At 72.2% G+C, this 22,333-nt stretch carries 22 protein-coding genes; 10 read left to right on the forward strand and 12 right to left on the reverse strand.

Going from position 1 to position 22,333, the window contains the following annotated elements; translation table 11 throughout:
• Window positions 1-27: 27 nt before the first annotated feature.
• The 3 genes from ACZ5CW_RS12050 to ACZ5CW_RS12060 all read right to left on the reverse strand — a co-directional run bounded on the left by ACZ5CW_RS12050 (window position 28) and on the right by ACZ5CW_RS12060 (window position 3,829).
• Window positions 28-855, reverse strand: a complete 828-nt coding sequence (locus tag ACZ5CW_RS12050; RefSeq protein WP_468600196.1) for an alpha/beta fold hydrolase — start codon at window positions 853-855, stop codon at window positions 28-30.
• Window positions 856-1,087: 232 nt separating this feature from the next.
• Window positions 1,088-2,518, reverse strand: a complete 1,431-nt coding sequence (argH, locus tag ACZ5CW_RS12055) for an argininosuccinate lyase (protein WP_468600197.1) — start codon at window positions 2,516-2,518, stop codon at window positions 1,088-1,090.
• A 117-nt stretch (window positions 2,519-2,635) separates the two neighbouring features.
• Complete coding sequence (locus tag ACZ5CW_RS12060; RefSeq protein WP_468600198.1) at window positions 2,636-3,829, reverse strand: argininosuccinate synthase; 1,194 nt, start codon at window positions 3,827-3,829, stop codon at window positions 2,636-2,638.
• A gap of 243 nt (window positions 3,830-4,072) precedes the next feature.
• On the opposite strand from ACZ5CW_RS12060, the gene ACZ5CW_RS12065 reads away from it, so the two are divergent.
• Together ACZ5CW_RS12065 and ACZ5CW_RS12070 are read left to right on the forward strand one after the other, a co-directional pair.
• Window positions 4,073-4,660 (forward strand): pyridoxamine 5'-phosphate oxidase family protein, encoded by a 588-nt coding sequence (locus ACZ5CW_RS12065; RefSeq protein ID WP_468600199.1) that lies wholly within the window; start codon window positions 4,073-4,075, stop codon window positions 4,658-4,660.
• 3 nt (window positions 4,661-4,663) lie between these two features.
• A complete protein-coding gene (locus ACZ5CW_RS12070; RefSeq protein WP_468600200.1) occupies window positions 4,664-5,368 on the forward strand; it encodes a L,D-transpeptidase family protein in 705 nt (234 codons plus the stop codon).
• 48 nt (window positions 5,369-5,416) lie between these two features.
• Here the strand turns inward: ACZ5CW_RS12070 and ACZ5CW_RS12075 are convergent, their stop codons facing one another.
• Both ACZ5CW_RS12075 and ACZ5CW_RS12080 read right to left on the reverse strand, forming a co-directional pair.
• Window positions 5,417-6,958, reverse strand: coding sequence for a sensor histidine kinase (locus ACZ5CW_RS12075; protein ID WP_468600201.1), 1,542 nt, complete (start codon window positions 6,956-6,958; stop codon window positions 5,417-5,419).
• Window positions 6,955-7,695 (reverse strand): response regulator transcription factor, encoded by a 741-nt coding sequence (locus ACZ5CW_RS12080; protein ID WP_468600202.1) that lies wholly within the window; start codon window positions 7,693-7,695, stop codon window positions 6,955-6,957. The genes ACZ5CW_RS12075 and ACZ5CW_RS12080 overlap by 4 nt, the downstream gene beginning before the upstream one ends.
• Window positions 7,696-7,964: 269 nt before the next feature.
• Between ACZ5CW_RS12080 and ACZ5CW_RS12085 the strand changes: the two genes are divergently transcribed.
• The 8 genes from ACZ5CW_RS12085 to ACZ5CW_RS12120 all read left to right on the forward strand — a co-directional run bounded on the left by ACZ5CW_RS12085 (window position 7,965) and on the right by ACZ5CW_RS12120 (window position 15,970).
• Window positions 7,965-9,317, forward strand: a complete 1,353-nt coding sequence (locus tag ACZ5CW_RS12085) for a ferredoxin reductase family protein (protein WP_468600203.1) — start codon at window positions 7,965-7,967, stop codon at window positions 9,315-9,317.
• An 8-nt stretch (window positions 9,318-9,325) separates the two neighbouring features.
• Window positions 9,326-9,778 carry an FMN-binding protein gene (locus ACZ5CW_RS12090; protein ID WP_468600204.1) on the forward strand — a complete coding sequence of 151 codons (453 nt, stop codon included), beginning with the start codon at window positions 9,326-9,328 and terminating at the stop codon, window positions 9,776-9,778.
• Window positions 9,779-9,837: 59 nt separating this feature from the next.
• A complete protein-coding gene (locus tag ACZ5CW_RS12095; protein WP_468600205.1) occupies window positions 9,838-11,220 on the forward strand; it encodes a ferredoxin reductase family protein in 1,383 nt (460 codons plus the stop codon).
• Between the two features lie 43 nt (window positions 11,221-11,263).
• Window positions 11,264-12,064: an FMN-binding protein gene (locus ACZ5CW_RS12100; protein ID WP_468600206.1), complete on the forward strand. Its 801-nt coding sequence runs from the start codon at window positions 11,264-11,266 to the stop codon at window positions 12,062-12,064.
• 4 nt (window positions 12,065-12,068) lie between these two features.
• On the forward strand, window positions 12,069-12,860 hold the full coding sequence (locus ACZ5CW_RS12105) for an FAD:protein FMN transferase (RefSeq protein ID WP_468600600.1): 792 nt from the start codon (window positions 12,069-12,071) through the stop codon (window positions 12,858-12,860).
• Window positions 12,861-12,980: 120 nt separating this feature from the next.
• The gene (locus tag ACZ5CW_RS12110) at window positions 12,981-13,175 is read left to right on the forward strand and encodes a hypothetical protein (protein ID WP_468600207.1); all 195 of its coding nucleotides are present in this window, start codon (window positions 12,981-12,983) and stop codon (window positions 13,173-13,175) included.
• Window positions 13,176-13,250: 75 nt separating this feature from the next.
• The gene (locus tag ACZ5CW_RS12115; protein WP_468600208.1) at window positions 13,251-15,065 is read left to right on the forward strand and encodes an ABC transporter ATP-binding protein; all 1,815 of its coding nucleotides are present in this window, start codon (window positions 13,251-13,253) and stop codon (window positions 15,063-15,065) included.
• Entirely contained in the window at window positions 15,062-15,970 is a 909-nt protein-coding gene (locus tag ACZ5CW_RS12120; RefSeq protein ID WP_468600209.1) for a serine/threonine-protein kinase, read from the forward strand. The genes ACZ5CW_RS12115 and ACZ5CW_RS12120 overlap by 4 nt, the downstream gene beginning before the upstream one ends.
• 12 nt (window positions 15,971-15,982) lie before the next feature.
• Here ACZ5CW_RS12120 and ACZ5CW_RS12125 read toward each other — a convergent pair whose 3' ends face one another.
• The 7 genes from ACZ5CW_RS12125 to argC all read right to left on the reverse strand — a co-directional run bounded on the left by ACZ5CW_RS12125 (window position 15,983) and on the right by argC (window position 22,278).
• Window positions 15,983-16,756: a hypothetical protein gene (locus ACZ5CW_RS12125; RefSeq protein WP_468600210.1), complete on the reverse strand. Its 774-nt coding sequence runs from the start codon at window positions 16,754-16,756 to the stop codon at window positions 15,983-15,985.
• On the reverse strand, window positions 16,746-17,333 hold the full coding sequence (locus ACZ5CW_RS12130) for an RNA polymerase sigma factor (protein ID WP_468600211.1): 588 nt from the start codon (window positions 17,331-17,333) through the stop codon (window positions 16,746-16,748). Before ACZ5CW_RS12130 ends, ACZ5CW_RS12125 begins: the two co-directional genes overlap by 11 nt.
• A 108-nt stretch (window positions 17,334-17,441) precedes the next feature.
• Window positions 17,442-17,987 carry an arginine repressor gene (locus ACZ5CW_RS12135; protein ID WP_468600212.1) on the reverse strand — a complete coding sequence of 182 codons (546 nt, stop codon included), beginning with the start codon at window positions 17,985-17,987 and terminating at the stop codon, window positions 17,442-17,444.
• 7 nt (window positions 17,988-17,994) lie between these two features.
• On the reverse strand, window positions 17,995-19,203 hold the full coding sequence (locus tag ACZ5CW_RS12140) for an acetylornithine transaminase (RefSeq protein WP_468600213.1): 1,209 nt from the start codon (window positions 19,201-19,203) through the stop codon (window positions 17,995-17,997).
• Window positions 19,200-20,105: an acetylglutamate kinase gene (gene argB / locus ACZ5CW_RS12145; protein WP_468600214.1), complete on the reverse strand. Its 906-nt coding sequence runs from the start codon at window positions 20,103-20,105 to the stop codon at window positions 19,200-19,202. The genes ACZ5CW_RS12140 and argB overlap by 4 nt, the downstream gene beginning before the upstream one ends.
• Complete coding sequence (argJ, locus tag ACZ5CW_RS12150) at window positions 20,102-21,253, reverse strand: bifunctional glutamate N-acetyltransferase/amino-acid acetyltransferase ArgJ (RefSeq protein ID WP_468600215.1); 1,152 nt, start codon at window positions 21,251-21,253, stop codon at window positions 20,102-20,104. Before argJ ends, argB begins: the two co-directional genes overlap by 4 nt.
• Complete coding sequence (argC, locus tag ACZ5CW_RS12155) at window positions 21,250-22,278, reverse strand: N-acetyl-gamma-glutamyl-phosphate reductase (protein WP_468600216.1); 1,029 nt, start codon at window positions 22,276-22,278, stop codon at window positions 21,250-21,252. Before argC ends, argJ begins: the two co-directional genes overlap by 4 nt.
• Window positions 22,279-22,333: the final 55 nt, after the last annotated feature.

The raw sequence follows: 22,333 nt of genomic DNA on the forward strand, positions 1-22,333 counted from the left end.
GCACCAATCTACCGGCGCCCCTTCGATTCAGCCCGTGCTGACGCAGCGTGGCACAAAGGCCGGGTCGGCCGGTCCCTTCCGGTTCAGGGCGTTGAGCACCCACTGTTCGACCACGGGCGACTTGGGCGCCTGGTCGTGCTCGGTGAGGTCGAGCGGGCAGCGGTCCTGGAGCAGCACGTCGGTCACATAGGAGGCCGGACCGTCGAGGAAGGCGCTGGTGTACGGCAGCACGACCTCGTCGTAACGGGTGGCGATCGCCGTGTAGTCGGGACCGACCGGTGCCTCCGGGTCGGAGTTGAGCTTGTACAGGAAGTCCGAACCGGCGGTCTGGTCGACACACGAGGGGCAGACGGTGGCGCCGGCCGCGAGGGCGAGCGGATTGCTGGTGCCGTGGTTGGAGGGCACGATGCCGACGAGGTCGTCGACCTTGGTCGCGCCGCCGAGGAACTTGACGTAGTAGCGGGGCATCATGCCGCCCTGGCTGTGGCCGACGAGGTCGACCCTCTTGGCGCCGGTCGCACCGAGCACGGCGTTCACGAAGTCACGCAGCTGCGCCGCCGAGTCGGGGATCGGGGCGGTCTCCAGGTCCCCGTACTCGAAGGAGAAGACGCAGTAACCGGCGTTCGCGAGCGCCGGTGACAGGGTGAGCCAGTTCTCGTACGAGGTCTTGAAGGTGCCGTTGACCAGGACCACGGGCTGCGGGTGGGCGGAGTCCGGCTTGCAGGACCAGTCGTCGGCGCCGGGCGGCGGGGTGTCGGCCGCGCCCGCGGGGGCCGTGACACCGAAGGCGCAGAGCGCCGCCACAGCGGCGACGGCGAGGAGGCGGGCGGCTCGTCCGGTACGTCTTGCGCGCATGACGTCCCCTTCATACTCGGCTGGGACCGACCGGCGTTCGACATTGCCGACCGGGTAACCGGAATAGTTACCTCCGAGTAAGGGCAAGTCAAGGATTCGGCCACTGGCCGAATCTCATCTGTTATCGAACGGTCCGCACAGCGAGAAGGGCCCGGACGAGGTGTCCGGGCCCTTCGGTCCGCTGCGGCGTCCGTGCTGCCGCGATGTCCGCCGCGCTGCGGTGCCTGTGCCGTCAGGCCAGCTTGGCCGTCGCCCAGGCGTGCTGTGCCGTCACGTCCGCCTTGACCTCCGCCAGCTGGACGGCGACCGCGCTGGGTGCCGTACCGCCGCGGCCGTTGCGGGAGGCCAGGGCGCCGGGGACGTTGAGGACCGTGCGGACCTCGGGAGTGAGGTGGGCGGAGATCTTCGCGAACTGCTCGTCCGTCAGCTCGTCCAGCTCCTTGCCCTCGGCCTCGGCGACCTTCACGCACTCCCCCGCGACCTCGTGCGCCACGCGGAACGGCACGCCCTGCTTGACCAGCCACTCGGCGATGTCGGTGGCGAGCGAGAAGCCGGCCGGGGCCAGCTCCTCCATGCGCTCGCGGTTGACGGTGAGCGTGGCGATCATGCCGGTGAAGGCGGGGAGCAGCACCTCCAGCTGGTCGCAGGAGTCGAAGACCGGCTCCTTGTCCTCCTGGAGGTCGCGGTTGTAGGCGAGGGGCAGTGCCTTCAGGGTCGCGAGGAGACCGGTGAGGTTGCCGATCAGGCGGCCCGACTTGCCGCGCGCCAGTTCCGCGATGTCCGGGTTCTTCTTCTGCGGCATGATCGACGAGCCCGTGGAGAACGCGTCGTGCAGGGTCACGAAGGAGAACTCCTTCGTGTTCCAGATGATGATCTCCTCGGCGATCCGGGAGAGGTTCACACCGATCATCGCGGTGATGAAGGCGAACTCGGCGACGAAGTCGCGGGAGGCCGTGCCGTCGATGGAGTTGCCGACGCTGCCGTGCTCGAAGCCGAGGTCCTTCGCGACCGCCTCCGGGTCCAGACCGAGGGACGAGCCCGCGAGGGCACCCGAGCCGTACGGCGACACGGCCGTCCGCTCGTCCCACTGGCGCAGCCGCTCCGCGTCCCGGGACAGGGACTGCACATGCGCGAGGACGTGGTGCGCGAAGAGCACCGGCTGGGCGTGCTGGAGGTGCGTGCGGCCGGGCATCGCCACGTCCGGGTGGGCCTCGGCCAGGCCGATCAGCGCGTCCTGGAGGTCGGCGATCAGGCCGCCGACGATCCGGGCGTGGTCCCGCAGATACATCCGGAAGAGGGTGGCGACCTGGTCGTTCCTCGACCGTCCGGCGCGCAGCTTGCCGCCGAGGTCCGGGCCGAGGCGCTCCAGCAGGCCGCGCTCCAGGGCGGTGTGGACGTCCTCGTCGGCGATGGTGCCGACGAAGGAGCCGTCGGCGACGTCCGCCTCGAGCCGGTCGAGCCCGGCGATCATGCGCGTCAGCTCGTCCTCGGTGAGCAGCCCCGCCTTGTGCAGCACGCGCGCGTGGGCACGCGAGCCGGCGATGTCGTAGGGCGCGAGCCGCCAGTCGAAGTGGACGGACGCGGACAGCTTCGCCAGGGCCTCGGCGGGACCGTCGGCGAAACGGCCGCCCCAGAGCCGTACGTCACCGCTGTTGCTGCTCACTTGGCTTGCTCCTCGGAGATGTCTTTGTGTCACAGATGTCTCTGTGCGACCGCCTCCTCACCCTTGCAGGCGAGGAGGCGGCTGTCAGGCTGATGCGCGTGGGGTGACCCGGAAGCCTTACGCCAGGTCCCGCTTGGCGGCGATCTTCGACGACAGGCTGTAGATGTCGATGAAGCCCTTGGCCGCGGCCTGGTCGAAGGTGTCGCCGGTGTCGTAGGTGGCGAGGTTGAAGTCGTACAGGGACGACTCCGAGCGCCGGCCGGTGACGACCGCGCGACCGCCGTGCAGGGTCATCCGGACATCGCCGGAGACGTGCTGGTTGGCCTCGTCGATGAAGCCGTCGAGGGCGCGCTTGAGCGGGGAGAACCACTGGCCGTCGTAGACCAGCTCGCCCCAGCGCTGCTCGACCTGCCGCTTGTAGCGGGCCAGCTCGCGCTCGACGGTGACGTTCTCCAGCTCCTGGTGGGCCGTGATCAGGGCGATCGCGCCCGGAGCCTCGTAGACCTCGCGGGACTTGATGCCGACGAGGCGGTCCTCGACCATGTCGATCCGGCCGATGCCCTGGGCGCCGGCCCGCTCGTTGAGCTGCTGGATGGCCTGCAGGACGGTGACGGGCTTGCCGTCGACGGCGACCGGGACGCCCTCCTTGAAGGTGATGACCACCTCGTCGGCCTCGCGCGGGGTGGCCGGGTTGGAGGTGTACTCGTAGATGTCCTCGATCGGGGCGTTCCAGATGTCCTCCAGGAAGCCCGTCTCGACGGCGCGCCCGAAGACGTTCTGGTCGATGGAGTACGGGGACTTCTTGGTGGTGGCGATCGGGAGCTGCTTCTCCTCGCAGAAGGCGATCGCCTTGTCCCGGGTCATCGCGTAGTCACGGACCGGGGCGATGCACTTCAGGTCGGGGGCGAGGGCGACGATGCCGGCCTCGAAGCGGACCTGGTCGTTGCCCTTGCCGGTGCAGCCGTGGGCGACCGTGGTGGCGCCGTGCTTCTTGGCGGCGGCGACGAGGTGCTTGACGATCGTCGGCCGGGAGAGGGCGGAGACCAGCGGGTAGCGGTCCATGTACAGGGCGTTGGCCTTGATCGCCGGGAGGCAGTACTCGTCGGCGAACTCGTCCTTGGCGTCGGCGACCTCGGCCTCCACCGCGCCGCACGCGAGGGCGCGCTTGCGGATGACGTCCAGGTCCTCGCCGCCCTGGCCGACGTCGACCGCAACGGCGATGACCTCGGCGCCCGTCTCCTCGGCGATCCAGCCGATGGCGACGGAGGTGTCCAGACCGCCTGAGTAGGCGAGTACGACGCGCTCGGTCACGGGTTTCTCCTCACAGTGCATTCGCTGACATGCATGAGTATGCAGAACTCTGCATGGTTCGTCAATCGCCGCCTCGAGTGACGTGGACGCCGAGGCTCCGGCGACAGGAGTTCCGCTCCGGCGCACGGCGGCGACCAGACAGCCGGGCGACGGCGCGAGGCGGCCCGAACGCGACGGGCGACCACGGCCCGGGTTCGGCAATTCCTTAGACAGGCGAATGAGTGGCGTCGATAATCGTTAGACATGGGAAAGACCTATGAGCGCATAGACGGCAGGCTCCGCACGTTCATCGAGGAGCAGCCCCTCTTCTTCACCGCGACGGCCCCGCTGTCCGCCGACGGCACGGTCAACCTCTCCCCCAAGGGGCTCAAGGGCTCGTTCGCCGTGCTGGACGAACTCACCGTGGCCTACCTCGACTTCGCCGGTTCCAACGCCGAGACCATCGCGCACCTCCGGGAGAACGGGCGGATCACCCTGATGTGGTGCGCCTTCCAGGGGCCGCCGAACATCGTGCGCGTGCACGGCCGGGGCGAGCCGGTCTTCCGGGACGACCCGCGCTTCGGGGACCTGCTCTCCCGCTTCCCGGACATCGACCCGCGCGCACACGGGCTGCGCGCGGTCATCGTCGTCCACGCCGAGACGGTGCGGGACACCTGCGGGTACGCCGTCCCCCACATGGCGTACGAGGAGGACCGCGACCTGCACGGAAAGCGCTTCGCGCGCGAGGACGACGCCTCGCTGAGCGCCTACTTCGCCAAGAAGGAGCACGTCGCGACGAGCCTGGACGGACTACCCGGGCTGCCGTTGCCGCTTCCCCCGTCTACCGTCTGAGCCATGCGCCCAGGTGTCGTCCTCGCCCTCGTGTCCGCCTCCTCCCTCGCCCTGCTCGGCTCCGCACCCGGACCCGAACCGGCCGCGTTGCCCGCACGGATGGCGGACACGGGCGGCGGCACCCAGCTGATCACCGCTCAGGCCCCGGCGACCGGCTCGACGTCGGGGACGCTCAGCTGGTGGGACCTGCGGGACGGGCACTGGGTGGAGACCGGGTCCGCGCCGGCCCGGTTCGGGTCCAACGGGCTCGTCGAGGGCGGCGCACGGACCCAGGGCACCAACACGACCCCGACCGGGCTGTACGACCTTCCCTTCGCCTTCGGCATCAAGGCGGCGCCGGCCGGGACACGGGTCACGTACCTCCCGGTACGGGACAGTTCCTGGTGGTGCCAGGACAACGACGCGAAGGCGTACAACCGGTGGGTGGATCCCCTGCCGGCCGACTGCCGTGCCACGCAGGCCGAGCACCTGGTCACCTATGCCACCCAGTACGCCTACGGCCTCGTCATCGGGTTCAACTACGACCGGCCGGTGCGGGGACGCGGCGCCGGCATCTTCCTGCATGTCAACGGGAAGGCGGCCACAGCCGGTTGCGTGTCGGTGCCGGAGGACGCGATGCGGCGGATTCTGCAGTGGGCGGAGCCGGGGAAGAAACCGCACATCGCCATCGGGACGGTGGACGGGGACACGGCTCTCACCCGGTACTGAGACACGGCGGTACGCAGGCGCCGTGGGTGGCCACGGGTCGTGTGCGGCTCACGGCAGTCCCGGGCCGGCCGCGTGGTCCGCCGCGCCCCTGGGGCCGGGCAGGCGCACCGTGAACGTCGTACAGCCCGGTCGGCTCTCCAGCCCCACGCCGCCCGCGTGCGCCTCCACCACCGCCGCCACGATCGACAGGCCCAGACCCGCCCCGCCGCCGGGGGCATCCGCCCGGCGGCGGTGTTCCGCCCGGGTGAAGCGTTCGAAGACGCCCGGTCGGATGTCCTCGGGGACGCCGGGACCGTCGTCGTGGACGGACAGGCACGCGCTGCCGTCCCGGTCCTCCAGAGTGACCGTCACCTCGGTGCCGGCGGGGGTGTGCACCCGCGCGTTGGCCAGCAGGTTGGCCAGCACCTGGTGGAGGCGGTGCGCGTCACCCGTCACCGTCACCGGGTCCTCGGGCAGGTCCAGCGTCCAGCGGTGCCCGGGGCCCGCGGCCCGGGCGTCGGTGACCGCGTCCAGGACCAGACGGGTGAGGTCGACGGGCCGGCGCTCCAGCGGGCGGCCCGCGTCGAGGCGGGCGAGGAGGAGCAGGTCGTCGACCATCTCGCCCATGCGGGCGGACTCGGCCGTGATGCGGCGCAGGGCGCGGGTCACCTCCGCTGGTACCGGGCCCGGGTGCAGAAGGGCCAGTTCGGCGTGGCCGCGGACCGAGGCGACGGGGGTGCGCAGTTCGTGACTGGCGTCGGCGGCGAAGCGGCGCAGCCGCTCCTCACTGGCGTGCCGTTGGGTGAACGCGTCCTCGACATGGCCGAGCATGCGGTTGAAGGCGGCGGCCATCTGTCCGACCTCGCTGTGCGGGTCGGTGTCCGGGGCGCGCGGCGGCAGCGCCACCTCGCCGCTGGCCAGCGGGAGTTCACCGACCCGGGTGGCGGTGGCGGCGACCCGGCTGAGCGGTCGCAGCGACCAGCGCACCCAGCAGGCCCCCGCCACGCCGGTCACCACGAGGGCCAGGCCGAAGACGGTCCCGGCCACCAGTTCCAGGCGGTGGACGGTGGCCTGCACCGGCTCCAGCGGAAGGCCCACGATCAGGACGTCCCCGTCCCGGCCGGAGGTCGCGACCACCCGGTAGTCGTCCAGGGCGGAGAGTTCGACGGTGTGGGCCCTGCCGTCGACCGGCACCGCGGCCAGCCGTCCGGTGTCCTGTGCGGTGAGGTCGACGTCGAGGTCGGCGGACGGATCGCCGCTGCGGATGAGGCCCTTGTGGGTGACGGTGCCGTGCAGCAGGCGGGCGCCGAAGGTGCCGGTGGCCATCCGGCGGGTGTCGCCGTGCTCGTCGCCCATCAGGGTCCCCCCGGTCGAGTCCTTCCGGGACCGGAGGAGGTCGTCCGGCATCCGGCCGTTGTGCTCCAGGCTCTCCGGGAACCGGGTGCCGACCTGGGCGAGCTGCTCGTCCAGGCGCTGGGTGAGGAAGCCGTTCAGTTCGACGACCGCGGCCAGTCCGACGGCCGCACAGCTCACCGCGAGCAGCACCACCAGTCCCACGGTGAGGCGGGCGCGCAGGGTGCGGGGTCTGGGCAGCCGGCGCGGTCGGTTCACCGGGCCACCGGCTTCAGTACGTAGCCGGCCCCGCGCACGGTGTGGATCATGGGGTCACGGCCCGCGTCGACCTTCTTGCGCAGGTAGGAGATGTACAGCTCCACCACATGGGCCCGGCCGCCGAAGTCGTAGGACCAGACGCGGTCGAGGATCTGGGCCTTGCTGAGCACGCGGCGCGGATTGCGCATGAGGAAGCGGAGGAGTTCGAACTCGGTCGGCGAGAGTTCGATCAGCTCGCCCGCCCGGGTCACCTCCCGGGCGTCCTCGTCCATGACCAGGTCGCCCACGATCAGCCGCGGCCCCTCCTCCGCCTGCCGGGCCATCCCGGCGCGGCGCAGCAGTCCCCGCAGTCGGGCCACGACCTCCTCCAGGCTGAAGGGCTTGGTGACGTAGTCGTCGCCGCCCGCGGTGATGCCCGCGATCCGGTCCTCGACCGCGTCCCGCGCCGTGAGGAAGAGCACGCACACGTCGGGCTTCACCTCGTGCAGCCGGCGCAGCACGGCGAAGCCGTCCGTGTCCGGGAGCATCACGTCCAGGACGACGGCGTCCGGCCGCAGCTCGCGCGCGCCGGTGACGGCGGAGGCGCCGTCACCGGCCGCCCGGACCTCCCAGCCCTCGTAGCGCAGGGCGCCGGTGAGCACCTCGGCGAGATCGGGGTCGTCGTCGACGACGAGGACGCGCAGCGGGGTGCCGTCGGGGCGGGTGAGGGCCGGGCGGCCCGAACGGGTGGTGTTCATCGCGTCTCCCAGCATCGCTCGTGCACGAGGCGCCCGGCCGCCCCGGGACCTGTGAGTTTCCTCTGAACGACCACCGGGGTTCCGAGACCGTCCGGGATGCATGAGATCTCTCCGAGAGTTTCCGAGGATCCGCCCGAGCGTTCTGAGAGCCGTCTGCGAAGAGCCCCCGAATCCGCCCCGGACAGGCCCGTCACGCCCGCCGCTCAGAGGTGGCTCAGAGCTTGGGCCCGCACAGTGGCCGGGCACGACGGACGAAGGGACGGCGACTGATGACCACCGTGGATGCGAGACGGGCGGCTCCGCCCCGGCCCGTGACGGCACGGCGCTCCCCCGCCGGCCCGGTCCTGGCCGTGCTGTGGGCGGGGGCGGCGGCCGTGGTCGCGCTCTGGTGGGCGGACACGGGTGCCGTGGTCGGTACGGCGGGGTGGCTGACGGGCGCCGGGCGGATCGCCGGGCTGCTGTGCGGGTACGCCTGCGCGGTGCTGGTCGGCCTGATGGCGCGGGTGCCGCTGCTGGAGACCCGGATCGGCTCGGACCGGGTGGCGCGCTGGCACGCGATGGCCGGCCGGTACACGGTCTGCCTGCTGGGCGCGCACATCGTGCTGGTCCTCGCCGGGTACGCCGCCCAGGACCGGGCCTCGCTGTGGCACGAGGCGGTCACCGTCGTCCTCGACTATCCGGAGATGCTCAAGGCCACCGCCGGCACGGTGATCCTCGTCGCGGTCGGCGTCACCTCGGCACGGGCCGTGCGCCGCCGGACCGCCTACGAGTTCTGGTACCACGTCCACCTGCTGACCTACGCGGCCGTCTTCCTCGCCTTCGGGCACCAGGTGGCGCTGGGCGAGGAGTTCGGCGGCAGGCCGGTCGCCTCCGCCGCCTGGTACGCGCTGTACCTGGGGGTGGCGGCCCTGGTGCTCTGGTACCGGGTGCTGGCTCCGGTCCGGCTCAACCGGCGGCACCGGCTGCGGGTGGAGTCGGTGCACCGGGAGGCACCGGGCGTGTACTCGGTCGTCGTACGCGGGCGGCATCTGCTCGAGCTGGGGGCGCGGCCGGGACAGTTCTTCCGCTGGCGGTTCCTCGGCGCGGGCCTCGGCCGGACGTCGACGCCGTACTCGCTGTCGGCACCGCCGCGCCCGGACCTGCTGCGGATCACCGTGAAGGCGCTCGGCGGCCACAGCGCGGCCGTCGCGCTGCTCAGGCCCGGCACCCGGGTCTGGGCGGAGGGCCCGTACGGCTCGCTCACCGCCGACCGGGCCACCGGCCCCCGCTCCCTGCTGATCGCGGCCGGGGTCGGCGTCACCCCGCTGCGGGCGCTGTTCGAGACGCTGCCCGGCGAGGTCACCCTGCTGTACCGGGCGCGCTCGGCCGAGGATCTGGCGCTGGGCGGCGAACTGGAGGCGATCGCCGGGTGGCGCGGCGGGCAGGTGCTGTACGCGCTGAACGGGCCGGGTGGCGAGCGTCCGGGCATCACCGCGGAGTCGCTGCGCGCGACCTTCCCGGGCCTGCCCGGCCACGACGTCTACCTCTGCGGCCCGCACGGCTTCGCCCAGGACGTGTACCGGGCGCTGCGGGCGGCCGGGGTCCCGGACCGCCGTATCCACCACGAGTCGTTCGAGCTGTGAGGCCTTGCGTGCACGCGTTGAACAAGAACCGTCCCTTCCGCCGCATCGTGCTGGCGAGCGCGGCCACCGTCTCCGGGATGGTGCTGCTGCTGTCGCTGAAGCCGCACACGAGTCCCGCCACGGTGGTGGCGGGCGCCCAGGCGCCTCGCGCGTCGAGCGGCTCGACGCCCGGTTCCGCCTCGGGGAGCAGGACGGTCACCGGGGACTCGGTCCAGACCCGCTGGGGGCCGGTCCGGGTGCGGGTCACGGTGCAGGACGGCAGGCTCACCGACGTGGCGGCCGTCGACTACCCGCAGGACAACCCCCGCGACCAGGAGATCAACAACTACGCGCTGCCCCAGCTCCGGCGCGAGGCGCTGGCGGCGCAGAGCGCGCGGATCGACACCGTGTCGGGAGCGACGTACACGAGCGACGGTTATCGCAGGTCACTCCAGTCCGCTCTGGACTCGGCAGGCCTCTGAACACTCGGCGGATGTGCGACGTATCTGTGGGCCAAGGGTCAAGTCCCCACGGAGGAACCGTGACCACCACGCTCGCAGGCGGACGTGCCGCCCGCCGCCAGACGATGCGCCGCATCCGCCCGCGCCGCTCCCCGGCCGTCCCGCTGCTGCTGGCGGTCTGGGCGGGCGCGGCGGCCGTGCTGTGGCTCTGGTGGCACACCACCCCGTCCATCGCCGACGACAACGGCAGGATCCTGAACGCGGGCCGGATCACCGGCCTGCTGGCCGGCTATCTGATGGCGCTGGTCGTGCTGCAGATGGCGCGCGTGCCGGCGCTGGAACGGCGGGTCGGCTCGGACCGGGTGGCCCGCTGGCACGCGATGAGCGGCCGGTACACGCTCTTCCTGATCGTCGCGCACGTCTTCCTCACCATGTGGGGGTACGCCCTCCAGGCGGGCAGGTCGCTCGGCGACATCGTCCAGCAGACCGTCGACTCCGTCGACCAGCTGCCCGACATGGGCAAGGCGGCCATCGGCACCGGTCTGTTCGTGCTCATCGGGCTGACGTCGGTCGGCGGGGTCCGCCGCCGACTGCCCTACGACACCTGGTACCACGTCCACCTGCTCACCTACGCGGCGGTGTTCCTGACGTTCTGGCACCAGATCACCACCGGCAACGACTTCGCGGTCGAGCCCACCGCCAAGACGTTCTGGTACGCGCTGTACGGCACGGTCACCGCGCTGGTGCTCTGGTACCGGATCCTCACCCCGATCCGGCTGAATCTCCGCCACCGGATGCGCGTGGAGGCGGTCGTCGAGGAGACTCCGGGCATCGTGTCGGTGCTCATCGGCGGGCGGAAGCTGCACCGGATGGGCGCCGAGGCGGGCCAGTTCTTCCGCTGGCGCTTCCTCGCCCCCGGGATGCGCTTCAGCTCGCACCCGTACTCGCTGTCGGCGGCGCCCCGGCCCGGCCTGCTGCGGATCACGGTGAAGTCGATCGGCGACCACAGTGCCCGGCTGCGCGAGCTGACGCCCGGCACGCGGGTGTGGGCCGAGGGCCCGTACGGCGCGCTGACCGCGCAGCGCCGCAGCCGGGGCAAGGTGCTGCTGGTCGCGGGCGGGGTCGGCATCACGCCGATGCGGGCGCTGTTCGAGACGCTGCCCGGGGCGGCCGGTGACATCACCCTGCTCTACCGGGCCAACACCACCCAGGACCTGGCGTTGTGGGACGAGCTGGCGGCGATCGCCGAGGAGCGGGGCGCCCGGCTGATGTACGCGGTCAACAGCCCGGAGGGCGAGCGGCCCGACATCTCCGTGGAGAACCTCCAGCGGAAGATCCCCGACATCGACCACCACGACGTCTTCATGTGCGGTCCGCCCGGGTTCGCGCAGTCGGTGTACGAGGCGCTGCGCGGCGCGGGGGTCCCCGCCCGTCGCATCCACCACGAGTCGTTCGAGATGTGAGCGTGCGCGGGAGCCACGGAGAGAGATCGGGAGCCAGGGAGCGATGAGGAAGAGCCACCCCATTCGGCGGGTCGTACTGGCCGGCGCCGCGACCGTGTCCGGCGTCGTGCTGATGCTGTCGCTGAAGCCGGCCTCGGACCCGGCCGCGCCCTCGGCCGCGGGCGCGGCCCAGCAGCAGCCGGCGGGCCAGGAGTCCCCGCAGGGCGGCGCACAGGACGCGACCGGCTCCGGCACGGTGACCGGTGACGCGGCCCGGACGGAGTACGGGGCCGTGCAGGTGCGGATCACGGTCAGCGACGGGAAGATCACCAAGGCGGAGGCGGTCCAGGCGCCCGAGGGGGGAACCAGCGACCAGAAGACCCAGCTCGCCGTCCCCAGGCTCAACCAGGAGGCCGTGGCCGCGCAGAGCGCGCAGATCGACGCGGTGTCCGGGGCGACGTACACCAGCACCGGGTACAAGAAGTCCCTGCAGTCGGCGCTGGACAAGATGAGGGCGGCGTCTGCCGGGAACCAGGGGTCCTCCGGTTCCTCGGGGTCTTCGGGGTCCGCCGGGGCTTCCGGCTCGGCGCAGGGCCGCACGGTCACCGGGAAGGTCGCACAGACCCAGTACGGCCCGGTCCAGGTGCGGATCACGGTCAGCGACGGGAAGATCACCAAGGCGGAGGCGGTCCAGGCGCCCAAGGGGGGAACCAGCGACCAGAAGACCCAGCTCGCCGTCCCCAGGCTCAACCAGGAGGCCGTGGCGGCCGGGACGGCGGACATCGACTCCGTCTCCGGTGCCACCTACACCAGCACCGGCTACCGGCAGTCGCTCCAGTCGGCGCTGGACCAGGCCGGTGGCTGAGGCGGTGGCCGATCCGGCCGAGGCTCCTGCCGCGGCGCGTCACGCGGAGGAGGTCATGGGGACCGTCTTCTCCTTCGACGTCCGCGGCGGGGAACCCGGTGCCGTACGGGCGGCGCTCGCCGAGGCCGTCGCCGGCCTGCACCGGGTGGACGCGCTGTTCAGCACGTACCGCGAGGACAGCGAGGTCTCGCGGCTGGCCCGGGGCGAACTGACCGTGGCGCGGTGCGCTCCCGAGGTGGCCGAGGTGCTGGAGCTGGCGGCCGAGGCGGAGCGGGTGAGCGACGGCTGGTTCAGCACCCGGTACCGCGGCTCCGTGGACCCCACCGGCATCGTCAAGGGCTGGGCGGCCGAGCGGGCGGCGCGGCTGCTGGCGGAGGTCGACGGGGTGCGCGGGGTCAGCGTGAACGGGGGCGGGGACGTCCAGATGCTCGGCGCGCCGGAACCGCAGCGGCCGTGGCGGGTCGGGGTGGCCGATCCGCTCCGGCCCGGCGGTCTCGCGGCGGTGATCTCGGCGGCCGGCGTGGCGGAGCTGTCCGTGGCGACGTCCGGCACGGCGGAGCGCGGGGCGCACATCGTGGACCCGCGTACGGGCAGGCCGGCGGTGACGGACCTGGTGGCGGTCACGGTGGTGGGCCCGCGGCTGACCTGGGTGGACTGCTGGGCCACGGCGGCCTTCGCGATGGGGTCACGGGCGGGTCTGGCGTGGCTGGAGGGCCTGCCGGACGTCGAGGGCCTGCTGATCACCGCGGGCGACGAGGTGCGGTGCACCGGGGGGCTGGCGGCACGCCTGGGCTGACCTGGGGGTGCGCGCCTCGTGTGCGGTATCGCCCGGTCTCGCTGCTTTTTTTGTCCGGAACGCCATCCGACTTCCGTCCTGGGACGTATCCCATGTGAGGCAAGTTTCAGGAGGAACGACATGGCCATCTTCAGCAGCCTGATGCCCGCCAGCCACCGGGACCGCGACAACGACACGTCGCGGAACTTCGGCTCGGGGCACGGGCACCGTCACGGCCACGGCTCCGGCCACGGCCACGGCCACGGCAACCGCCATGGCCACGGCTCCGGGCACGGCCACGGCAACGGCCACGGCCACGGCCACGGCGGCTACTGATCGCATCCGGAGGCGAAGCGGACCGGCGGCCGGAGGACCCGGTCCGCTCCGCCGATTCCCCTAGGAACGCATGCCATGGCGCATGTCCTGCGGCGTCTGCTCTCGGTGGGCGAGACCTCCGACGCCGTCGTCGCGGCCGCGCCCCCGGTGGCCCCGCGCGAGGTGTTCCGGCGGTTCTGGCCGTACACCCGCGGTGGCCGGCGCTGGCTCGTGCCCGTCGTCCTGTTCAGCCTGACGGGTCCCGTCGTCGACGCCGCGGAGCTGTGGCTCTTCAAGATCGTCGTGGACGAGGTCCTCGTCCCCCGGGATCTCGGGCCGTTCCTGTGGATCGCGCCCGCCTATCTGGGCCTCGTGCTCTGCTCCGGCATTCTCGGCTTCGCCGACGACGTGACGTCCACCTGGGTCGGCGAGCGCTTCCTGCTCGCTCTGCGCTCCGATGTGTTCCGGCACGTCCAGGGGCTGTCGCTCGGCTTCTTCGAGCGGCGGCGGCTCGGGGACGTGCTGTCCCGGGTCACGGGTGACGTCGACGCGGTGGAGACGTTTCTGCTCTCGGGCGTGGCGGACGCCCTGTACTACGTGATCCGCCTGGGAGTCTTCCTCGGCCTGCTGTTCTACCTGCGCTGGGATCTGACTCTGCTCGCCCTGGTCATCGTGCCCCTGTTCTGGGGGGCCGCCCGGCACTTCTCGCGGCTGATCAAGGACGCGTCGCGCGAGCGCAGGCGCCGCAGCGGCTCGCTCAGCGCGATCGCCGAGGAGTCGCTGGGCAATGTCGTCCTGGTGCAGGCGTACAACCGGCAGGGCTGGGAGGAGGGCCGGTTCGAGCGGGAGAACCTCGGCAGGTTCCGGGCGGCGATGGCCTCGGCCCGGATCCGCGCCGTGTACGGGCCCGTCGTCGAGATCATCGAGGTGGCCGGCGGCCTGGCGGTGATGGGCCTGGGCACCTGGAAGCTGGCCCAGGGACAGCTCACGCTCGGCGGGCTGCTGGTCTTCCTCGCGCTGATCGGCAAGCTGTACAGCCCGGTGCGCGGCCTGTCCCACCTCGGCACCACCTTCTACGCGGCCTCCGCCTCGGCGGAACGGATCATCGAGCTGCTGGACCAGCGTCCCCAGGTGGCCGAGGCCGCGGACGCCCGGCGGATCGGCCGCGCGCGGGGGGACCTGGAGTTCGACGGGGTGTGGTTCCGCTACCCGGGCGGCTCGTCCTGGGCGCTGTCGGACGTGACCTTCCACGTGGCGCCCGGGGAGACGCTGGCACTGGTCGGGGCCAGCGGGGCGGGCAAGTCGACAATCGCCAAGCTCCAGTTGCGCTTCTACGACCCCGACCGGGGCGCGGTCCGCCTCGACGGGACCGATCTGCGCCGGCTCGCCCTGTCCGACGTGCGGGAGAGCGTCGCGGTGGTGCTGCAGGAGACCCTCGTCTTCCACGGCACCGTGCGGGACAACATCGCCTACGGGCGGCCGGGGGCCACGGACGCGGACATCGTCGCGGCGGCACGCGCGGCGGACGCGCACGAGTTCATCGAGCGGCTCCCGGAGGGCTACGACACACTGGTCGGCCAGCGCGGCCGGACGCTCTCCGGCGGCCAGTGCCAGCGCCTGGCGATCGCGCGCGCGATGATCCGGGACGCGCCGGTGCTGCTGCTCGACGAGCCGACCGCGGGGCTCGACGTCCGCTCGGGCCGGCGGATCATGGACCCGCTGCGCCGGCTCATGGCCGGGCGCACGACCGTCGTCATCTCCCACAACCTGCTGACCGTACGCGACGCCACGCGTATCGTGGTGCTCGACCACGGCCGGGTCGTCGAGCACGGTGCCCATGACGACCTGCTCGGGCACGACGGCACGTACGCCCGGCTGCATCGGCTGAACGCGGGAGCGATGCTGTCATGAGCGTCACCGCCGTACGGAACACCCCGTCCTGGACCCCGGGCACCGAACCGGTCCCCGGCTACGAGATCCTCGCGGTTCTCACCCGCACCGGCTGGCTCGACGTCTACGACGCCTGGAGCGAGGAACGGGACTGCCGGTGTGTGATCAAGGTGGTGAGGTCCGACCGGCGGGGAGAGCCGCGGCTGGGCGAGCGGCTGCTGCGGGAGGGCCGCTGGCTGCGGGACTTCACCCACCCCCACCTGGTCCGCGGCTACGACGTCCTCGACGCGCCCGAGCCGCTGGTCGTCCTGGAGACGCTGACCGGTGAGACGCTGTCCCATCTGCTGCACCGGCTGCGGCACCGGCCGTCCGCGGCCGATGTGGCGCTCCTCGGGGTGCAGCTGTGTTCCGCCGTCCACTACCTGCACGGCCGAGGTCTGCTGCACCTGGACCTCAAGCCGTCGAACGTGGTGGTGGACCGCGGTCATGCGAAGGTGCTGGACCTGAGCGTCGCCCGGCCTCCGGGGCCCGCTCCGGCGGGAGTGGGCACCTGCTGCTATCTCGCCCCGGAGCAGGCCCGCGGCGGGACGCTGACGGCCGCCGCCGACGTGTGGGGCATCGGCATCACGTTGTTCGAAGCCGCTTGCGGTGACATGCCGTTCGACTGCGCCACGGCCGGCGCCACCGCCGAGCAGCCCTACATCGGGGACGAGCCGTGCTACGGCACCGGCGCCGGCGGCCCGGACGACTGGTATCCGCAGCTGGAGCGGAGCGCGCCGGCGATCGCGTCCCGGCGGCGGTTGCCGCCCCCGCTCGCCGCCGCCGTCGACGGCTGCCTGCGGGCCGATCCGTCGGCCCGGCCCACCGTCGCCGCGCTGGCCGCCGCCCTCGAGGCGACACTGCCCGGTTCGCGCCGCGCCGTATGAGGGCGCGGCGGTTCACGCCTCCGGGGTCACGACCTGCCCCTTCTGGAGGTCGGCGGTGGCGAGGACGCTGCCGTCCGGGGACGCCAGGCGGGCGCCGGAGTACCGGGTGAGGTCGACGGGGACCGCCACGCCCCAGTTGCCGTGCCCGTCGCGCACGGGGAAGTCACCGACGCTGACGGTCGTGCCGTCGGCGCGTTCGAGGAGGCAGGTGACCGTGCCGGTGTACGGGGTGCCGGGGCCGGTGAGGGCGACGGACACGAAGATCCAGCCGGGGCTGCCGGGGTGGGCGTAGACCTCGCCGACGGGCTCCCCGCCGCGTCCGGCCGGGGTCAGGTCGCCGACCAGCACGGGCTCGGACTCGACGGCGGCCGGCGGTGCGGCGGTGACCTCCTCCACGGCGGTCCCGATCGCCCAGCCGGCGAAACCGACGGTGGCCGCGAGCGCGGCGCCGACCGCCGCGATCCGCAGCCGGGCCCGGCGGGCGTGCCTGCGCAGGCCCTGCGGGGCACTGCCGGTGGCGCGTGCGCGCCGGCGCCCCTCGGGCGTCGGTGCCTGCCGGGCCAGCCTGCGGGCCACCCGGGTCTCGAAGCCGAGCGGCGGCTCGCTGTCCGGGAGCAGGCCGATCAGCCGGTCTCCGACCAGGGTCAGTTGCCGGACGTACTCCCGGCAGTCCGCGCACCGGTCCAGATGGGCGACCGCCTCGGCCCGCTCGCGGCCGGGCAGCACGCCCAGCGCCAGCTCGGCGCCGATCTCCCGCAGTTTCACGCAGTTCGCGTCACTGGACATGGTCTCCTCGTTTCGGAGACGCGAGTGTGGTGCGCAGTTTCGCCATGGCCGCCCTGATCCGAGTCTTGGCGGTGCCCAGCGGAATCCGCTCCATGTCCGCGACCTGCTGGGCCGTCATACCGTAGATGCCGGCCATCACCAGAGCCCGGGCCTGTTCCCGCGGCAGCCGTGCCAAGGCGGCCCGGAGCTGGGTGGAGGCCTCGTCGGCCAGCGCCCACTGCTCGGGTGTCTCGGTGACGACGCCGAGGAGCGCCTCGAGGTCCTCGGAGTTCATCGGCTCCGTCCGCCGCGCACGGACGGCGTCGATGGCGAGGTTGTGCGCGATGGTGGTCAGCCAGGTCATGACCGAGCCGCGGCGCGAGTCGTAGATCTGCGCATGCCGCCACGCGCGCTCGAACGTCTGCTGGGCGACGTCCTCGGCGAGCTGCTGGTCCCCGGTGACGGCCATCGCGACACCGAAGACCCGGTGCTGGAACCTCCGTACGAAAATCATGGCGAGTTCCGGATCTCCGGTGGCCAGCCCGGACAGCAGAGCCTCGTCCGGGAGGCGGCCGACGGGGAACCGGAAACCCGACACACCTCTGTATACGTTCGACGGCCGCCAGGGGATTGCCCACCCGCCTGCCCGCTCGCCGCGGAAGATCACACACCCATTCTCCGTCGGCGGGCCGGGCCCCGCACGCGGTCAGTGCCCGTTCTGCGCCAGCCGCAGCAGGTGGTCCGCCAGGGCCTGTCCGCCGGTCGGGTTCCGGCTGATCAGCAGCAGTGTGTCGTCACCGGCGATGGTGCCGACGATGTCGTGCAGCTCGGCCTGGTCGATGGCCGAGGCGAGGAACTGGGCGGCACCGGGCGGCGTACGCAGGACCACCAGGTTCGCCGAGGCCTCCGCGGAGATCAGCAGCTCCTGGGACAGGCGCCGCATCCGCTCCTCCTTCGCCGACCCGCCCAGCGGGGCGCGCGGGGTTCGGAAGCCGCCCTCGCTCGGGACCGCGTAGATCAGGTCGCCGTCGGTGTTGCGGATCTTCACCGCGTTCAGCTCGTCGAGGTCCCGGGAGAGCGTCGCCTGGGTGACGCTCAGCCCGTCGTCGGCGAGCAGCTTGGCCAGCTGGCTCTGCGACCGCACCGGCTGCCGGTTGAGGATGTCCACGATCCGGCGGTGCCGTGCGGTGCGGGTCTGCGGCACGGCCGGCCCGGCGCCCGCCGCCTGCTCATGGTCCTGCGCCTGGCTCATCGTCGTCTCATTCTCCGGATCGTCCGTCCCCGTTGGCCGCGTCGAGGATGCCGGGCAGCGCCTGGAGCAGCGCGCCCGTATCGTCGTCGTGGAGGTTCAGCGGCGGCATGAGCCGTACGACGTCGGCGGCGGGCGCGTTCACCAGGAACCCGGCCTCCTGGGCCGCCTGCTGCACCTGCGGCGCGCGGGGCCCGGTGAGCACGATACCCAGGAGCAGTCCCGCGCCCCGGACATGGTCGATCAGCGGGTGGTCCAGGGCCTCGATTCCGTCGCGCAGCGTGGCGCTCTGCCGCTTGACGTTGTCCAGCAGCCCTTCGCCGGCGATGGTGTCCAGTACGGCGAGTCCGGCGGCGCAGGCGACCGGGTTGCCGCCGAAGGTGGTGCCGTGGTGGCCGGGCTGGAGCAGTTCGGCGGCCCGGCCGAAGGCCACGGTGGCGCCGAGCGGCAGTCCGCCGCCGAGCTGCTTGGCGAGGGTGACGACGTCGGGCAGCACGCCCTCGTGGGCCTGGTACTCGAACCAGTTCCCGGTGCGGCCGATGCCGGTCTGCACCTCGTCGAGGACCAGCAGGGCGCCGGTGGCGGCGGTGATCGCGCGGGCCGCCTTGAGGTAGCCGGCCGGGGGTACGACGACCCCGTTCTCGCCCTGGACGGGCTCGATGATCACCAGGGCGGTCTCCTCGGTGACCGCTGCGGCCAGCGCCTGCGCGTCGCCGTAGGGCACGTGGGTGACGTCGCCCGGCAGCGGCTGGAACGGGCCCTGCTTGGCGGGCTGGCCGGTGAGCGCGAGGGCGCCCATGGTGCGCCCGTGGAAGCCGCCCTGGGTGGCGACCATGTGCGTCCGCCCGGTCAGCCGGCCGATCTTGAAGGCGGCCTCGTTGGCCTCGGCACCGGAGTTGCAGAAGAAGACCCGGCCCTCGCGGCCGAACAGCTGCAGGAGCCGTTCGGCGAGGGCCACGGTGGGCTCGGCCATGAAGAAGTTGGAGATGTGGCCGAGGGAACCGATCTGACGGCTGACGGCCTCGACGATCGCCGGGTGGGCGTGGCCGAGGGCGTTGGTGGCGATACCGCCGACGAAGTCGAGGTACTCCCGGCCGTCGGCGTCCCACACCTTGGTGCCGGCCCCGCGGACGAGGGGCAGGCGCGGGGTGCCGTAGTTGTTCATGAGCGCGCCCTGCCACCGCGTGGTCAGCTCCGCGTTGGTCGCGGTTCCCGTCATGACTGCTCCCCCTCGGCTTCGTCGGGCACGACCATGGTGCCGATGCCCTCGTCGGTGAAGATCTCCAGCAGGATCGAGTGCTGGACCCGGCCGTCGATGACGCGGGCGGTGTGCACGCCGTTGCGCACGGCGTGCAGGCAGCCCTGCATCTTCGGCACCATGCCGGAACTCAGGTCCGGCAGCAGCTTCTCCAGCTGGGACGCGGTGAGGCGGCTGATCACCTCGTCGGAGTGGGGCCAGTCCTCGTAGAGGCCCTCGACGTCGGTGAGGACCATGAGGGTTTCGGCGCCCAGTGCCGCAGCGAGTGCCGCAGCCGCCGTATCAGCATTGACGTTGTAGACATGTCCGTCGTCCTGACTGCGGGCGATCGAGGAGACGACCGGGATGCGGCCGTCGGCGAGCAGGGCCTCGATCGCGCCCGTGTCGATCGCGGTGATCTCGCCGACCCGCCCGATGTCGACCGGCTCGCCGTCGATCTCGGGCTGGTGCTTGGTGGCGGTGATGGTGTGGGCGTCCTCGCCGGTCAGGCCGACGGCGAGCGGGCCGTGCTGGTTGAGCAGGCCGACCAGTTCGCGCTGCACCTGCCCGGCGAGCACCATCCGGACGACGTCCATGGCGTCCTCGGTGGTGACGCGCAGGCCCGCCTTGAACTCGCTGACGATGCCGTGTTTGTCGAGGGCGGCGCTGATCTGCGGGCCGCCCCCGTGCACCACGACCGGCTTGAGACCGGCGTGCCGCAGGAAGACGACGTCCTGGGCGAAGGCGGCCTTCAGGTCCTCGTTCACCATGGCGTTGCCGCCGAACTTGATGACGACGATCTTTCCGTGGTGCCGGGTCAGCCAGGGCAGCGCCTCGACGAGGATCTGGGCCTTGGGCAGCGCGGTGTGCTTGCGAGTGCTCATGAGGAGTAGGCGCTGTTCTCGTGGACGTAGTCGGCGGTCAGGTCGTTGGTCCAGATCGTGGCGGTCTCGCTGCCGGCGGCGAGGTCGGCGACGATGTGCACCTCGCGGTAGCGCATGTCGACCAGCTCGCGGTCCTCGCCCACGGCGCCGTTCTTGCAGACCCAGACGCCGTTGATCGCGACGTTGAGCTGGTCCGGCTCGAAGACGGCCCGCGTGGTGCCGATCGCGGACAGGACACGGCCCCAGTTGGGGTCCTCGCCGTGGATCGCGCACTTGAGGAGGTTGTTGCGGGCGATGGAGCGGCCCACCTCGACGGCGTCCTCCTCGGTGGCGGCGTTGATCACCTCGACCTGGATGTCCTTGCTGGCGCCCTCGGCGTCACCGATGAGCTGCCGGCCGAGGTCGTCGCAGACCTGCCGTACGGCCTCGGCGAACGCGGCGTACTCCGGGGTGACGCCGGAGGCGCCGGAGGCGAGCAGCAGGACGGTGTCGTTGGTGGACATGCAGCCGTCGGAGTCGACCCGGTCGAAGGTGACCTCGGTGGCGGCGCGCAGGGCCCGGTCCAGCACGTCGTCGCCGAGGTCGGCGTCGGTGGTGAGGACGACCAGCATGGTGGCGAGGCCCGGCGCGAGCATGCCGGCGCCCTTGGCCATGCCGCCGACGGTCCAGCCGTCCCTGCTGACGACGGACGTCTTGTGGACGGTGTCGGTGGTCTTGATGGCGATGGCGGCCTTCTCGCCGCCGTGCTCGCTCAGGGCGGCGGCCGCGGTGTCCACTCCGGCGAGGAGCTTGTCCATGGGCAGCAGCACGCCGATGAGGCCGGTGGAGCAGACGGCCACCTCGATGGCGCCGCGGCCGAGGACCTCGGCGACCTTCTCGGCGGTGGCGTGGGTGTCCTGGAAGCCCTTGGGGCCCGTGCAGGCGTTGGCACCGCCGGAGTTCAGGACGACGGCCGAGACCTGGCCGCTGCTGAGGACCTGCTCGGACCAGAGCACCGGCGCGGCCTTCACACGGTTGGAGGTGAAGACGCCCGCGGCGGCACGGCGGGGCCCGTTGTTGACCACGAGGGCCAGGTCGGGGTTGCCGTTCTCCTTGATCCCGGCGGCGATGCCCGCCGCCGTGAATCCCTTGGCTGCCGTGACGCTCACGGTGCGACTCCGATCGTGGAAAGTCCCGTGGTCTCCGGGAGACCCAGGGCGAGGTTCATGCTCTGGACGGCACCACCGGCGGTGCCCTTGGTCAGGTTGTCGATGGCGCTGATCGCGATGATGCGGCCCGCGGCCGCGTCGTACGCGACCTGCACCTGAACGGCGTTGGAACCGTAGACGGACGCCGTCGCGGGCCACTGGCCCTCGGGGAGCAGACGGACGAAGGGCTCGTCGGCGTAGGCCTTCTCGTAGGCGGCGCGGACGGAGTCCCCCGTGACCCCTTCGGCGGCCTTGGCGCTGCACGTGGCGAGGATGCCGCGGGGCATCGGCGCGAGGGTCGGCGTGAAGGAGACCGAGATCCGCCGGCCGGCCACCCCGCTGAGGTTCTGGATCATCTCGGGGGTGTGCCGGTGGCCGCCGCCGACGCCGTACGGCGACATCGAGCCCATGACCTCGCTGCCGAGCAGGTGCGGCTTGGGCCCCTTGCCGGCACCGGAGGTACCGGACGCGGCGACGATCACCGCCTCGGGCTCGGCGAGGTGGGCCGCGTAGGCCGGGAACAGGGCGAGGGAGACGGCGGTCGGGTAGCAACCGGGCACCGCGATGCGCTTGGACCCCTCCAGCGCGGCGCGGGCACCCGGAAGTTCGGGAAGGCCGTAGGGCCAGGTGCCGGCGTGCGGGGAGCCGTAGAACGTCTCCCAGTCGGCCGGGTCCTTCAGCCGGAAGTCGGCGCCCATGTCGACCACGAGGACGTCCGGGCCGAGCTGCTCGGCGACGGCGGCGGACTGCCCGTGCGGCAGCGCCAGGAAGACCACGTCGTGCCCGGCGAGGGCGTCGGCGGTGGTCTCGGCGAGCACGCGGTCGGCCAGCGGCAGCAGATGCGGCTGGAGCGCGCCGAGCCGCTGCCCGGCGTTGGTGTTGCCGGTCAGGGCACCGATCTCGACCTCGGGGTGCGCGAGGAGCAGCCGCAGGACCTCTCCGCCCGCGTACCCGCTCGCTCCGGCCACCGCCACACGTACTGCCATGTCCACCCTCCTCTAGATGGCATGACTATACGTATCGCTGCACGTTTATGCAATC

Source organism: Streptomyces sp. NPDC031379, from assembly GCF_055569615.1.